The following is a 13866-nucleotide window of genomic DNA, read 5'->3' on the forward strand; positions in this document are numbered from 1 at the left end:
CGCCTATACCCCAAAGCTTTCGCCACAGCCGCATTCGTGCTGGGCTTTCGGGTTATTAAATTTAAAGATCTGATTCAGGCCTTCGCGCACGTAATCAACTTCGGTGCCGTCGATAAAAGGCATCGCGGAGAGCGGCACCCACAGGCGCGCGCCGTCAAACTCATACACCAGATCGTCCGGCTTAGGCTCGGTAACCGTGTCCAGCACGTAACCAAACCCCGCACAGCCCGTCTGTTTGATACTCAGGCGTATCCCCCGCAGCTCGGGCTGTTTCGCCGCCAGCTCGCGGATATGAGCGCTGGCCGCCGGGGTCAGGGTTAGCCCCTGCCAGGCAAATTCACTGGGATCGAAGGAACCGGTTTGCACATCCATTAATCACCTCATTTGTCTCTGCGCCCGAAGGCCGATACCCTTATGTTAATGATAACAATTATCAATACAACGTTCTGAAAACAGGGGTATTCGGGAAACGCTGCTTTTTTGGGCGTCTTTACTAAGGATAGACCGTCGTAAAACTCTTGCCGATGGCGAAAAGAGCTGTTTAAGCCACTGGTGTAAAAGGAAATATCAAAGTAGAAAAGCGACTGAACGCCGCAAGGGAAAAGATGTATAGAAAATATCTATTTATGTGATTGGAGGCGTGCTCGACAGGTATTAATTTGACCAAAGTATCACTAAATTTCAGTCAAGCTGCCGTAAATTTTGCTCCAGGCCCAATAGCCGATTTATCAGCTATCCTCCTGATAAGGAAAAAAGGAGTTTAGCCAGATGATAAAAATGATTATGGTCACGGCTCGCGACCGGGTGCGGTTGCAGGAGATAACCGGAGTGATGCTCCGCTACGGCCTGCAGGATATCGTGCGGCTTTTGGGCTTATCTTCTCTTCACGACAAGCTAAGCAGTAATCATCAGCATGATTTGCGCCCTGTGCCGGAGCGCTTATGCGCCGCATTCGAAGAGCTAGGCCCCACCTTCGTTAAGCTCGGGCAAATTCTTTCTACCCGCAGCGATCTGCTGGAGCCAGCCTGGACTCAGGCGCTAAGTCAGCTAAATTCTGGCGCTAATCCGCTGCCCTGGCCGATGCTTGAACCGCAGGTTACCGCTACGCTTGGCGCTCCCCCCGCCGATATATTTGCCCGGTTTGACGAAAAGCCCCTCGCCAGCGGTTCGATGGCGCAAATTCACCGTGCCCGCCTTAAAAACGGCGATGAAGTTATCGTCAAGATCCAGCGCCCCGGGATTGAAGCCACGATAAAAGCAGACCTGCGCCTGCTGCGCTATCTTGCCGAAAGCGTTGAGCAGCAAAGCGAAACGCTGGCACGATTTCAGCCGGTGATGCTGGTCCGTTATCTGGAAAATGCGCTGCATCAGGAGCTGGATTTTTGCCATGAGGCCGCTAACGGTGAAAAAATTTATCAGCTATTCACCAGCTCCGAAGACGTGGCCATTCCTAAAATTTATTGGGAATGGTGCAGTCCTACGCTGATGGTGCAGGCGTTTCTTCCCGGCGTTTCTCCCGTCGACAGCGGCCAGCTTGCTGCCGCCGGTTTTGACGGGGCGCTGCTGGCGCGTAAAGGCTCTGAGGCGTTTATAAAAATGCTTTTCGAGCACCGTATTTATCATGCCGATCCTCATCCTGGCAACGTGATGGCGCTTGAAGGAAACCGCGTAGGTTTTATTGATTTCGGCATGGTGGGTTATCTCAGTGAAGAGCGGCGTAATGAGCTGCTGTCTCTGATTTATGCCATCAGCGAACGCGACGCCAGCGGCATTGTCGATGCCCTGATCTCATGGAGTGACGAGCACTCGCTGAACCTGACCGAACTGGAACTGGCGGCCAACTATTTTCTGCAAAAACAGGGCAATCTCAGGCTTCAATTGGGCAAAACGCTGACCGATATGCTTTCCACCTCACGAGAGTTTCGCCTTACGCTTCCGCCCGACCTGGTGCTGCTGTTCAAAGCGCTAATCACCGCTGATGGCGTACTGCTCCGCATGGACCCACAGTTTGATATTATCCGCATCCTTCGCCCGGTCATTAAGAAAGAAATGTTCAGGCGCTACGCTCGCATAAGCAGCCGCAAACGCCTGCTCGCGCTGGGTAACAAGCTTCTGGACAGCGGCGATTCCCTGCCCCAGACCCTGCGGCTGGTTATGCAGAGACTGCGCCACGGCAAACTCCACGCGGATATTTCCGTGGAGAACATTAGCGATCTTGGTAAATCACTGGAACGTGCCGCAGCAACCCTTGCGCTTGCCATCGTTTTAGCCGCGCTGATGCTGGTGGTTATGCCGTGGCTGTTTGGCCTGAACTGGACGCCGTTTGGCATCCCTTTCTTCCCCGCCATCGGCTTGTTGTGCTCCATAGCCGGAACCGCGTGGCTGGTGTGGCGATTATTATCGAGATAACACTGGCCTCATCGCAGGGTTTATAAAATTCGTTGCGCAAAATAGATTATTATCATACTCTATTTTGCACGAGCAATGCCTAACCCTGAGGTAATGAAAATGAGCCATCCCGTTTATGAACCTGAAATTACCGCGCTGCTGTGCGTGGATCTGTATAACGACTTCCTGGCCGATGAGGGCAAACTCTATCCGTTAATCAAGGATATTGCCGTCAGAAACAACATGCACCAGAACCTGCTTAACATCGTAGCCGCGGCGCGCAAGGCGGGAATTAAGGTCTACCACGTTCCTCACCATCGCTGGGAAGAAGGTGATTATGTAAGCTGGAAATACCCGACGCCGTACCAGCTTAGCGGCGCAGCACGGCAGTCGTTTGCCAAAGGATCGTGGGGCGGAACCTGGCATCAGGATTTCCCTATCCACAAAGATGATATTGTGGCTTCTGAGCACTGGGGCTCCGGCGGTTTTCCTAATACCGATCTGGAGCATCAGCTTAAAAGATACGGCAAGGAAAAGATTATCTGCGTCGGGCTAATGGCGAATACCTGCATCGAAGCTACGGCGCGAATTGGTATGGAACTGGGCTTCCACGTCACCCTGGTTCGGGACGCTACATCCGCCCGTACGGACGAAGCCCTGCACGCCGCTCACGATATCAACGGCCCGACGTATGCCCACGAAATTCTGACCACCAGTGAAATCATCGCGGCGATGGGAGTTAAAGCCTGACTTGCCGCGCAGCGTTATTTTATCGCGGCCAAAACGGCCTTTTTAAGACGCTCGGCGAAGGCGGGATCTGAACTTATTTCACCGAGATAATTCGCCCCGACCATCGCAGCAAACAGCACAAGATTTTTTTCATCATCGGCGCCCTGCTCATCATGAGGGTGCCCGATAAAACACTCCATCAGGGACTTGATCCCGTCGGTACAGTCTTTTGCAAGCTGTTCAGAAGCATTACTTTTCATCACGTCGCCGCCGAAGGCCAGCATCGGGCAGCGCTTTTGTGCAGGCTTTGGCGAGAAATAATAGTCGGCAATGTTATGCTGTACGCTGCCTTTGTCATTCTCATCAATGCTGTCCCAGCGCTCCCTTGCTTTAATAAAAGCCAGTTCGGCGGCTTCAAGCACTAATGCTTCTTTTGACTCAAAGTGTTTATAAAAACCTCCCGCCGTCATGCCCGCAGCTTTCATGATGTCGGGAATGCTGACGTCCGCTATCTGCCGGGCCTTAAAAAGCTCGCTGGTTTTCTCGACGATAAGGTTACGGTTTTCAGCCGCCTGCTGTTTACTGGAACGCCCCATTTGATCCCCAGATAAATAGAGTTTTATTAAAATCTATTTTTGCATGAACGCTCAGGGCTGTCACCTGCAACGGCCCGGAAACCAGGCCGTAAACGGGAATAAATCAGTGCGGAATGTGCCGAAGCATAGGATAGGTAAAGAACAGCAAGTGAGCGGCATTCAACCCAACATGGAAAACCACTGCCACCCAAAGCTGGCCGCTCCACATCCAGGCCAGGCCGTAAATCAGGCCCGCAAGCGCGGCAAACACAATCAGCAGCGGCCCGCCGGCAAAATGAAGCCCGCCAAAAATCGCCGCTGAAATAACCAGCGCCAGAACCGGATGCATAAACCCGGACAGCCGCTGCTGGAGGTAGCCGCGGAACAGCGCCTCTTCTGCCAGAGAGACAAAGAAGATATTGGCAAACAGAAACGGCAGCAGCCACTGCGGGGCGTGAGGTTCAATCTTCAGCCCACCCAGCGCGACGGCCAGAAGCAGTAAAGCGGGGATAGAAGCAACGAGCAGGCCCCACCATGGTTTTGCCGGGCGAGACTCTGGCTCGCTTACGAACAGCGATTTCATTACCACCAGCAGGACGAAAGGCACCAGCGCTTTATCGAAGTTGTAATACATCGAGAAAGGGACACTCAGCGGCCCGGCATTGACCGAATCCAGCACCTTCGGATTATGGAAACCCGGAATAAGATGCATCGTTAACCCGATGGCGCTTACAACCAGCACAAGTTCGAGCGAATACCTGGCGACTTTATGGTGCCCAGTTTTCAAATAAGCCAGCGCGAGTGCGGCGATTACCGCCAGGGCAATAACGGCACGCCAATCGATAACGCCGCCGACTGCGGCCCAAACCAGGGTGATCAACAGCAGCCCGATAGAGGCTTTTTTATTGAACTGCAAAAGCAGCAAGGCAACTGCCAGTAATATCCACATATCCATGTCCTTAAGTTATAAACATCCTGAGGGGGGCTTTTTACCAGCATTTTCACCATGATGGCAAAAATTTAAGAGCTCAGTTTCAACATGGATATAATAGCCTGCCGTTTATTTGTCACCCATCAGGTGCAAATAATGTGCAGTAATAAATAGTATTTTCTTTATTTTATTATAGAAAACGCAATCACTCGCCCTTTCAAAAAGGCGAGTGATTGGTCTCAAAGGATTACCTTAAACCACCGCCGTGGTCAGCCGCGAGGTGCAGCACAGCCTGTCCTGTTGGTCGTAAATGTCTATTTGCCAGACCTGATGACGGCGGCCAGCATGCACCGCCCGGCAAACGCCGCGCACCACGCCTTCGTGCGCGGAGCGAATATGGTTGGCATTCACTTCCAGGCCAACAACCTTCTGCTCGCCTTCGGTACACAGGTAGCCCGCGACCGAACCCAGCGTTTCAGCCAGCACCACGGATGCGCCGCCGTGCAGCAGGCCAAACGGCTGCCGGGTACGTTCATCCACCGGCATGGTGGCCTCTATTTCGTTGTCATCAAAACGGGTAAATTCAATCCCTACATGCCCGACCATGTTATTCGCACCCAGTTTATTGAGCGCGGCAAGCGTCGCTTCACGTCGCCAAATCATCCGATAATCTCCAGAAGTGCCTGTAATGGATGCCGAACGCCGTTGCCTTCAACTCGCTTCACCTGGCTGCGGCACGAATAGCCGGTTGCCAGGCAGCGGTTTCTCGGCAGGCGCTGCATCGCCTGATGCCAGGATAGTTCATAGATGCCCAATGAATTGGCGTGATTCTTCACCTCGTGTCCGTAGGTGCCGGCCATGCCGCAGCAGCCGACGCTAACGTTCTCGAGTTTCGCGCCAAAACGGGCAAAAATTCCGGCCCACTGATTCGGTGCCGTCGGTAACGCAGTCACTTCGGTACAGTGGCCGAACAGGTACCATGCTTCCCCGCCCGCGCTCTGTACTTCCCGCTCTTTCAGCATGTCCTGGAGCCACTCGTGCACCAGCTGCACCTGAAAATCACCGCGTTCTTCACCTAAAGTTTGTTTGTATTCATCGCGATAGCATAGCACCAGCGCAGGATCGACACCCACCATTGGCATGCCCAGCTTCGCAACCCGATTGAGGAAATCGGATGTTTTACGCGCCGTGCGGGCAAAGCGTTGCAGGAAGCCTTTAATGTGCTGCGCTTTACCGTTCGGCGAGAACGGCAGCACAACCGGCTCGAACCCCAACTTGTCCGCCAGCTTGATAAAGTCCGCCACAACCTGAGCATCGTAATAGCTGGTGAACGGATCCTGCACCACCAGTACCGTTTTAGCCCTGCGTTCCGGCGAGTAGCTTTCAAGTTGCTCCAGCGTGGTATTTGCCGAGCGATGCCCCACCAGCTGCTGTTGCAACGTCGGCGTGGAAAGCATCGGCAGGTCAACCATGCCGATATGCTTCTCGGACAGGTTGCGAACCCACGGCTGGCTCATAAAGAAGTTAAAGGTCTTCGGCGCACGCGCCATCAGCGGCGCATAGTTTTCAACCGAAGCCACAACATGATCGCGCAGCGGGCGCAAATAGCGGGTGTGGTAAAGCTGCAGGAAGCGGGAGCGGAACTCCGGCACATCAATTTTAATCGGACACTGGGTGGAGCAGGCTTTACAGGCCAGGCAGCCGGACATCGCCTCTTTCACCTCGTGGGAGAAGTCGTATTCGCCTTTATTGGCGTGCCAGGAGTTGCGCGTCCGCTCAATCAGGCCGCGAAGGCTGGCTTTTTGTTCTGGTAGCTGCTTTTCAAGCTGGAGCGGATCAACGCCGCGCTCCGCCAGCAGGCGCAGCCATTCACGCGTTAGCGTCGCACGCCCTTTCGGAGAATGTATGCGGTTGCTGGAAATCTTCATCGACGGGCACATCGGGCTTTTCACGTCGAAATTAAAGCACAGGCCGTTGCCGTTACACTCCATCGCCCCGCGCCATGAAGTGCGCACCGCGATAGGAATTTGCCTGTCATAAGTCCCGCGTTTTACCGCATCCACCTGCATCATTGGGTCATCCACGCCGAGCGGCGGGCATATTTTCCCCGGATTAAGACGGTTGTTCGGGTCGAAGGCGGCTTTGATCCGGCGCAGTTCCTCATACAGCATCTCGCCAAAGAACGCCGGACTGTACTCCGCGCGGAAGCCCTTACCGTGCTCGCCCCACAGCAGGCCGCCGTATTTTGCCGTCAGCGTCACGACGTCATCTGAGATACTTTTCATCAGCATCTCCTGCTGCGGGTCGCACATGTCCAGCGCCGGGCGAACGTGCAGCACCCCTGCGTCAACGTGGCCGAACATGCCATAACTGAGGTTGTGGCCGTCCAGCAGCGCGCGGAATTCTACGATGTAGTCAGCCAGGTGCTGCGGCGGCACGCAGGTGTCCTCCGCAAACGGAATTGGCTTTGCCAGCCCTTTAGCGTTACCCAGCAGGCCAACGGCTTTTTTACGCATCCCGTAAATTTTTTCGATACCGGCCAGTTCGCTGCAAATCTGCCAGCCAATCACCCCGCCCTCGCCCGACGCTATCAGAGCATCGAGGCGTTCACACAGGGAGCTAACCTGGCTTTCAATAAGCGGCTCATCGTCACCGGCAAACTCAACGATGTTCAGGCCAAGCATCTCTTTATCCGGCACGTCGGTAATCAGGTCGCTGACCGAATGCCAGACGATATCTTCTCGCGCCAGGTTAAGGACTTTGGAATCGACCGTCTCCACCGACAGCGCTCTCGCCTCCACCATAAAAGGCGCATTGCGCAGGGCCGAGTCGAAGGAGTCATATTTTACGTTGACCAGGCGGCGCACTTTCGGCAACCGGGTAATATCCAGCTTAGCCTCGGTGATAAAGGCCAGCGTGCCTTCCGAACCGGTAAGAATGCGCGTCAGGTCGAACTTAGAAAGATCGTCATTGAATACGTGGTGCAGATCGTAGCCGGTCAGGAAGCGGTTTAGTTTGGGGAATTTGTCGAGGATCAGCTGGCGTTGTTCGCGGCAGCGCTCAAGCACCGTGCGGTAAATCTGCCCGGTTATGGTTTGCTCGCGGCCAAGTTCTTCGGCAAGCGCGGTCGCCATCTGGTGCGTGTCCAGGATCTCTCCGCCCATCAACACCGCACGCACGCCCAAAACATGGTCGGAAGTTTTGCCGTACACCAGCGACCCCTGCCCCGAGGCATCGGTATTGATCATCCCGCCCAGCGTGGCGCGGTTGCTGGTGGAGAGTTCAGGCGCAAAGAAATAGCCGTGCGGTTTGAGGAACTGGTTTAGCTGATCTTTGATGACGCCCGCTTCTACGCGCACCCAGCCCTGTTCCGGGTTGATTTCGATGATGCGGTTCATATAGCGGGACATATCCACCACGATGCCGCTATTGAGCGACTGCCCGTTGGTTCCCGTACCGCCGCCGCGCGGGGTAAAGACCAGGGTTTTAAAGCGCTCTTCTGAAGCCAGGCGGGTGATTAACGTGACGTCTGCGGTCGAGCGGGGAAACAGCACCGCGTCCGGCAACAGCTGATAAATGCTGTTATCGGTCGCCATTGTCAGGCGATCCGCGTAGCTGGTGGCGCTATCGCCGGTGAAACCCTGTTGCTCCAGTGCTTGCAAAAAATTGAGCTCCAGCTGAACTACGCCCGGTGCCTGAGAAATTTGTGGGATCATTGACGGGTCGACCCTGTGTTGCGTTGTAAGAGTTATCGTTTGCGTGTCTGTCTTGTTTTTATCATATTCCGTCAGGATTTGCGGCTGTTATTTAAGATAATGCTTCGCGAATTGCGCCTGTCCAAAATCGAGGAAATACATCATCATTAAAGCATCCGCTAAGCGAATTTAGCGCTGGCGCTTTTTATTGAGGTGATTCTTTCTATGGTCAAAGTCAGTCAGCCAAAGGATCTGCTGCAGATCCTGCTGTCCGTGCTGTTTATCTCGGTGATGATTATCGCCTGTCTGTGGATTGTGCGTCCCTTTGTTCTGGGATTTGCCTGGGCGGGAACCATCGTTCTTGCGACGTGGCCGCTGCTGATTAAATTGCAAAAACTGCTGTGGGGTAAACGCTCGCTTGCGGTGCTGGTGATGACGCTCCTGCTGCTGATGCTGTTCGTTATTCCTATCGCTATGCTGGTCAATAGCCTGGTGGACAACAGCGGCCCGGTTATCGCCTGGGCAACAAAGGGCCATATGGCGCTCCCAACCTTTGAGTGGCTGCACAGCATTCCGCTGATAGGCGACAAGCTTTATACCGGCTGGAATGCGCTGGTTAGCAGCGGCGGCAGCGCCATTATGGAAAAAGTTCGGCCTTATATTGGCACCACGACCAGCTGGTTCCTGGGCCAGGCGGTACACATCGGCACCCTGCTCATGCACCTTGGGCTGATGCTGCTGTTTAGCGTCCTGCTGTACGCCAAAGGCGAAACCCTCGGCAACGGCATTCGCCATTTTGCCTTCCGCCTTGCGGATAAACGCGGCGATGCTGCCGTGCTGCTGGCAGGCCAGGCCATTCGCGCCGTAGCATTGGGCGTAGTGGTAACGGCTCTGGTTCAGGGCGTGCTCGGCGGTATCGGTCTGGCGGTGTCCGGCATTCCCTACGCCGCGCTGCTCACCGTGCTGATGGTGCTTAGCTGTCTTATCCAGCTTGGCCCGCTGGTGATTCTGGTTCCGGCGATTATCTGGCTTTACTGGAGCGGCGACACCACCTGGGGCACCGTGCTGCTGGTCTGGAGCTGCGTGGTTGGCACCATGGATAACTTTATTCGCCCGGTGCTGATTCGCATGGGCGCGGATTTGCCGATGATTCTGATCCTTTCGGGTGTTATCGGCGGCCTGATTGCTTTCGGGATGATTGGCCTGTTTATCGGCCCGGTGCTGCTGGCCGTCTCTTATCGCCTGATTTCAGTCTGGATGCACGAGGCACCTGCCCCGCAGGACTCTCCGGAAGAAGTCGTTGAACTGCTCGAAGAGCAGGATACGTTAAACGTTAAAAAATAATCTCCCCCTGACTCCCCCGCCATTCGGGGGAGTCACCTTTCGCAACTAGTTAATAAATCTAATCTATAGCGTATTTTTTTGGCGCTATTCCGGCCATTGAACCGCGCGCGCCCCGCTATCCTGTCGGTAACTATTCACCTTTCGTTAACTATTGAGACGAATCTGAGTGACTGCTTTTGCCGGGATGCCTACTATTTAACTCACGGTTATGAATCAACCCCTTGATTTATAAACATCGATATCCCCTGAGTGAAACAACGAATTGCTGTGTGTAGTCTTTGCCCATCTTGATGATGGGCTTTTTTTTGCCCTTTTTTTGTAACATCCGGCCGCTCAGGCTCCTGGCGAAGCAGGTTGGTAAGAGTCCGGGAAAGGGAGAGAAGGCGCTGAAATAGGAACATAAAAATGGATTTATGTCGCTCCTGTAGGGTTTGGTTAAATACAGTGATTCATAGATGAGAAAAGAATAAAAGATGTTTTATACGTTGAAATGGCCTGCCTGTTTTTCAATATATGGGCAGGCTCTATATTATATTTTTATGTCAGAGCAATCGGTATATCTGAAGCATATGCCCTCATGATCATTTATCGTTCACCGGATGGTGTGCTCCCATAATTAGATATTATGTACAATCCCGAACCGATTATTCCTACACTGCTCAGGGCGAATAAGACTCTACCTTTCCAGCTTATGCTTCTTTCTTCGGTCGCAGGGGGCGGAATCTCTTCCTCTGAGACGTTTAAAAATCGCCCCTGCCTATGTGCAGGCTCAACCTCAGAGTCGGATTCAGAAGCAATGTCCATAGATAACTCTTCCGCGCTGTTATTAACCCTTATTAGTCGGGAAGCCAGCGGAGAATTGTTCTTATCGCTGTCGGCAGGAAGGGATGGCAGGTCGTCTATATTTATACTGTGGGATGAGCGAGCAAGAGGTGGCATTTCGAGAACGGTGTTAGGCATATTGCTATCTCCTGAGAGTGAACGAACCGAAAATAAACATCACTGATATTTATAAATACAATTAATCCTGTCGCTATTAAAAAGCGCTTTTAATAACAGACACTCTCAGGCGATAACAGTTATTAGTTCAGCCCATCGTGATGATGGGCTATTGTTCATTCAGGCTTAGCAAAGTGATTAATAATAGCGCCGTGCAATACCAGCGGCGCAATCGTCAGGTGGGTTTGCCCTTCAACAAGGCTAAAATCGACGCGCTGCGGGGCTTTAGCTTTAAGCGACTCGGCCAGTTGGCGAGCGCCGTCAACCATTGCTCTTTGGCCCCGGTGCTGGGCCAGGACCGCTTTTCTCGCCTCCGGGAGCTTCATCTCATGGGGCTGAAGCGACTGCTCATACTCTCCGACATAAACCGACAGGTGAGAGCGGCTATCGTCCGGCTGCCAATTTTGCGCCGTGCGCAACAGGTAGCGATTGTTCCACCATACCGAAGGACTGGCGGCGTAAAAATGCTGGAACGCGTTTGGCGAGGTCATAAACAGCCAGGTGATAAACAGCCCGCCATAAGAGTGGCCAAACAGGGCCTGCCGCTGAGGATTTGTTTTCCAGCGCTGCGAGACCCATGGCTTAAGCTCGGTATCGATAAACTGCCAGAATTTCTGAGCTTCACCCGGTTTTCCTGGCGGATAAGTGCCACCGGCAGGATTCGCTTCCAGCACGATTTTATCAACCGCCGGGCGGTAATCCCTCTCCCGTCGGCTCTCTTCCGGGTAGTCAATGGCGACAATAACACCCGGCACCAGCGGGCAGCGATCGCAGGTCAGGCGCTGCATCAGCGAGACGGCTCCCGGAAACACCGACTCACCGTCCAGCAGGTAAATTACCGGCCAGCCCTCAGACGGGGCTATCCCCTGCGGCCACGAAACCAGAATTTTATAATCGCCGTTTTCCGGCGAGCTAAGGGTATGCACCAGCGTATTCACCAGCGTATAGGGCTTATCTTCACTCACTACCGCCCCCGCAGGGGCAGCGATGAGCGCCATAAGCATTGTTAGCAGGTAGCGCACGTTTTTCTCCTTACCAGCCGTAGCTGACGGTTGCCGTGATGGTGCGGCCAATACCGTAGAAGCAGGCCGAGTCCGAAGCGCAGGACGCAACATACTTAGTGTCGGCAAGGTTATTGATGTTGAACTGAACGGCCGCCCCTTTCAGGCTGCTGCTGACTTCACCCAGCTCATAACGCACCATCGCGTCATACAAATCCACGGCCGCTACTTTAAAGGTATTTTTTGCATCGCCATAGCTTGTTCCGATATAGCGCACGCCCACGCCGGTGGTCAGGTTTTTAAACAGGCCTCCCGGAACGGTGTAGCTGCCCCACGCCGAAGCCATATGCGTTGGGATACGGGCTGGCGTCTTGCCTTCGGTTCCGGCCACGGTGGTGCTGGCGGTTTCAGCATCGGTCCAGGTGTAAGAGCCAATCAGATTAAGACTGTCGAATAACGTCGAATGAACCTCAGCTTCAAGCCCTTTAGAGTGGACTTCACCGGCGTTTTCGAACCACCCCTTCGCGCTGTTATAAGTCCCGACATTGGTCTGGCGGAGGTCAAACAGCGCCAGCGTCATGTATGTCTGTTCCTGCGGCTGATACTTCAGCCCGATTTCGGTTTGCTTGCCGAGACTCGGGTCAAAAGGTGCCGCCCCCGGAGCACGATTCGTTTGCAGATTCGGTTCAAACGAAGTGCTGTAGCTGATGTACGGCGAAAGCCCGAAGTCAAAAGCGTACAGCAGGCCGGTACGCCAGGTGAATTTACCGTCATTCTGCTGCACCATTTTGTTTTTGAGCCGGTCGGTTGTGCGCACCTCGGCCTGGTCGTAGCGCCCGGAAAGCAGCAGCTGCCAGTTATTCCAGCTGAGCTGATCCTGCAAATAGACCCCAACCTGATCGAGATTCTGCTGGTCGTCGCTCACCGCACTGAAAGTGCTTTCATCTACGTTGATGCCGTAACGCGGGTTTGGCCAGTAGAGATCATACTGAGATCCCATGCCGCGGCTAAGCTGCTGACGGTCGTGACTGGATTTATAATCAAGCCCGCTCAGCAGGGTATGCCCGACGCTTGCGGTGTCGAACTGCGCTTCTAGTTGGTTATCCAGCCCGAACTCTTCGGTGTCGCGTGTTTCATGCTGGGCGCGGCGCGAAAGCAGCGTGTCGCTTTTGGAGGTGGAATAGACAAGATAGCGGTACTTCTGGTTAATCTTCGCGTAGCGGGCGTTCTGGCGGAAGGTGAAGACATCATTAAAGCTATGTTCAAACTCATAGCCAATCATCGTCTGTTCGCGCCACGACTGGTCATAGCTCGGGTCACTGACGTTAAAGTCCAGCGGAATATACCCGGCAGACGTCTTAGTGACCAGGCCTGCGGCGGGCAGGAAATTACGGTAGCCCGCCTGCGGATCTTTTTGATAGCTGGTGAGCAGCGTAAAACGAGTCTGGTCATTTGGATACCAGGTCAGCGCCGGGGCAATCGCCATACGCTGCTCTTTATAATCGGCAACCTGGCTATGCTGGGTGCGGGCGATGCCGTTAAGGCGGTAAAGCACGCGGCCATCGTCGCTTAGCGGACCGCCAAAATCAAAAGCGCCCTCGGCAAGATGCTGGTTCCCGGTGCGGAACTGCACTTCATGTATTGCTTCGCGTACCGGGCGTTTGCTGGTCATGCTGATAAGCCCGCCGGGGTTCACCTGGCCAAACAGCACCGAGGCCGGGCCGCGAACCAGCTCCACGCGCTCCAGCAGCCAGGGGTCAAAAGTCCCGGTCTGCGACGAGGCGGTTGCGCCGTAGCTCAGGCCGTCGAGGTATTTAGGCACGTAGCTAAAGCCGCGTACAAAAACCTCGTCATTACGGTTCGAGCTGCCCCGATATTCGGTAAACACCCCTGCCGTATAGCGCAGCGCCTGGGAGACGGAGGTGACATCCTGGGCGTTCATCTGGTCGCGGGTAATAACCGATACCGACTGCGGCGTTTTCACCAGGTCGGCAACCGTTTTAGTGGCGGACAGCGTTTTAGTCGCCACTATCCCTTTCACCGGCGCGGAGGGATCCTCACTCACCCTGCCGGATACCACAATCGTCTCTTCAGCAGCGCGGCGGTCTTCCGCCTGCGCGCCGCTAACCATCCCAATGCTACTCAGACCCATCAGCAAGATGCCGTGGGTCATTTTATTGTTTTTAAAATTCATTACCGTTACG

At 54.2% G+C, this 13866-nt stretch carries 11 protein-coding genes and 1 other RNA gene; 4 read left to right on the forward strand and 8 right to left on the reverse strand.

The window, feature by feature from the left end; genetic code table 11:
• Positions 1-3: 3 nt before the first annotated feature.
• Complete coding sequence (gene sufA, locus ACG1VR_RS13545; RefSeq protein ID WP_016536072.1) at positions 4-372, reverse strand: Fe-S cluster assembly scaffold SufA; 369 nt, start codon at positions 370-372, stop codon at positions 4-6.
• A gap of 396 nt (positions 373-768) precedes the next feature.
• On the opposite strand from sufA, the gene ACG1VR_RS13550 reads away from it, so the two are divergent.
• Positions 769-2409 carry an ABC1 kinase family protein gene (locus tag ACG1VR_RS13550; protein WP_395489051.1) on the forward strand — a complete coding sequence of 547 codons (1641 nt, stop codon included), beginning with the start codon at positions 769-771 and terminating at the stop codon, positions 2407-2409.
• A 99-nt stretch (positions 2410-2508) separates the two neighbouring features.
• On the forward strand, positions 2509-3138 hold the full coding sequence (locus tag ACG1VR_RS13555; RefSeq protein WP_395489052.1) for an isochorismatase family cysteine hydrolase: 630 nt from the start codon (positions 2509-2511) through the stop codon (positions 3136-3138).
• Positions 3139-3152: 14 nt separating this feature from the next.
• Here the strand turns inward: ACG1VR_RS13555 and ACG1VR_RS13560 are convergent, their stop codons facing one another.
• From ACG1VR_RS13560 to ACG1VR_RS13575, 4 genes are all read right to left on the reverse strand, one after another.
• Entirely contained in the window at positions 3153-3713 is a 561-nt protein-coding gene (locus ACG1VR_RS13560; RefSeq protein WP_016536069.1) for a TetR/AcrR family transcriptional regulator, read from the reverse strand.
• A 103-nt stretch (positions 3714-3816) separates the two neighbouring features.
• Positions 3817-4641, reverse strand: a complete 825-nt coding sequence (locus ACG1VR_RS13565; RefSeq protein ID WP_395489053.1) for a lysostaphin resistance A-like protein — start codon at positions 4639-4641, stop codon at positions 3817-3819.
• A 234-nt stretch (positions 4642-4875) separates the two neighbouring features.
• Positions 4876-5286, reverse strand: coding sequence for a 1,4-dihydroxy-2-naphthoyl-CoA hydrolase (gene menI / locus ACG1VR_RS13570; protein WP_172570193.1), 411 nt, complete (start codon positions 5284-5286; stop codon positions 4876-4878).
• Positions 5283-8339, reverse strand: coding sequence for an FAD-binding and (Fe-S)-binding domain-containing protein (locus ACG1VR_RS13575; protein ID WP_395489054.1), 3057 nt, complete (start codon positions 8337-8339; stop codon positions 5283-5285). The genes menI and ACG1VR_RS13575 overlap by 4 nt, the downstream gene beginning before the upstream one ends.
• A 204-nt stretch (positions 8340-8543) precedes the next feature.
• On the opposite strand from ACG1VR_RS13575, the gene ydiK reads away from it, so the two are divergent.
• Together ydiK and rprA are read left to right on the forward strand one after the other, a co-directional pair.
• Entirely contained in the window at positions 8544-9662 is a 1119-nt protein-coding gene (gene ydiK / locus ACG1VR_RS13580) for an AI-2E family transporter YdiK (RefSeq protein ID WP_016536065.1), read from the forward strand.
• Between the two features lie 202 nt (positions 9663-9864).
• Positions 9865-9971: antisense sRNA RprA (rprA, locus tag ACG1VR_RS13585), an RNA gene on the forward strand.
• A 276-nt stretch (positions 9972-10247) separates the two neighbouring features.
• On the opposite strand, the gene ACG1VR_RS13590 is transcribed toward rprA, so the two are convergent.
• From ACG1VR_RS13590 to ACG1VR_RS13600, 3 genes are all read right to left on the reverse strand, one after another.
• Positions 10248-10622, reverse strand: a complete 375-nt coding sequence (locus ACG1VR_RS13590) for a hypothetical protein (RefSeq protein WP_395489055.1) — start codon at positions 10620-10622, stop codon at positions 10248-10250.
• A gap of 155 nt (positions 10623-10777) precedes the next feature.
• Positions 10778-11683 (reverse strand): alpha/beta hydrolase, encoded by a 906-nt coding sequence (locus ACG1VR_RS13595; protein WP_395489056.1) that lies wholly within the window; start codon positions 11681-11683, stop codon positions 10778-10780.
• A 10-nt stretch (positions 11684-11693) separates the two neighbouring features.
• Positions 11694-13814, reverse strand: a complete 2121-nt coding sequence (locus ACG1VR_RS13600; RefSeq protein WP_395491110.1) for a TonB-dependent siderophore receptor — start codon at positions 13812-13814, stop codon at positions 11694-11696.
• Positions 13815-13866: the final 52 nt, after the last annotated feature.

The sequence above is a fragment of the Cedecea davisae genome (assembly GCF_044095835.1).
Classification (GTDB): Bacteria; Pseudomonadota; Gammaproteobacteria; order Enterobacterales; family Enterobacteriaceae; genus Cedecea; species Cedecea davisae.

Bases quoted from the DNA above. Each gene is read 5' to 3' on its own strand.
- sufA (WP_016536072.1), bottom strand. From the start codon at position 372: ATGGATGTGCAAACCGGTTCCTTCGATCCCAGTGAATTTGCCTGGCAG.
- ydiK (WP_016536065.1), top strand. From the start codon at position 8,544: ATGGTCAAAGTCAGTCAGCCAAAGGATCTGCTGCAGATCCTGCTGTCC.
- menI (WP_172570193.1), bottom strand. From the start codon at position 5,286: ATGATTTGGCGACGTGAAGCGACGCTTGCCGCGCTCAATAAACTGGGT.
- ACG1VR_RS13565 (WP_395489053.1), bottom strand. From the start codon at position 4,641: ATGTGGATATTACTGGCAGTTGCCTTGCTGCTTTTGCAGTTCAATAAA.
- ACG1VR_RS13590 (WP_395489055.1), bottom strand. From the start codon at position 10,622: ATGCCTAACACCGTTCTCGAAATGCCACCTCTTGCTCGCTCATCCCAC.
- ACG1VR_RS13550 (WP_395489051.1), top strand. From the start codon at position 769: ATGATAAAAATGATTATGGTCACGGCTCGCGACCGGGTGCGGTTGCAG.
- ACG1VR_RS13555 (WP_395489052.1), top strand. From the start codon at position 2,509: ATGAGCCATCCCGTTTATGAACCTGAAATTACCGCGCTGCTGTGCGTG.
- ACG1VR_RS13600 (WP_395491110.1), bottom strand. From the start codon at position 13,814: ATGGGTCTGAGTAGCATTGGGATGGTTAGCGGCGCGCAGGCGGAAGAC.
- ACG1VR_RS13560 (WP_016536069.1), bottom strand. From the start codon at position 3,713: ATGGGGCGTTCCAGTAAACAGCAGGCGGCTGAAAACCGTAACCTTATC.
- ACG1VR_RS13575 (WP_395489054.1), bottom strand. From the start codon at position 8,339: ATGATCCCACAAATTTCTCAGGCACCGGGCGTAGTTCAGCTGGAGCTC.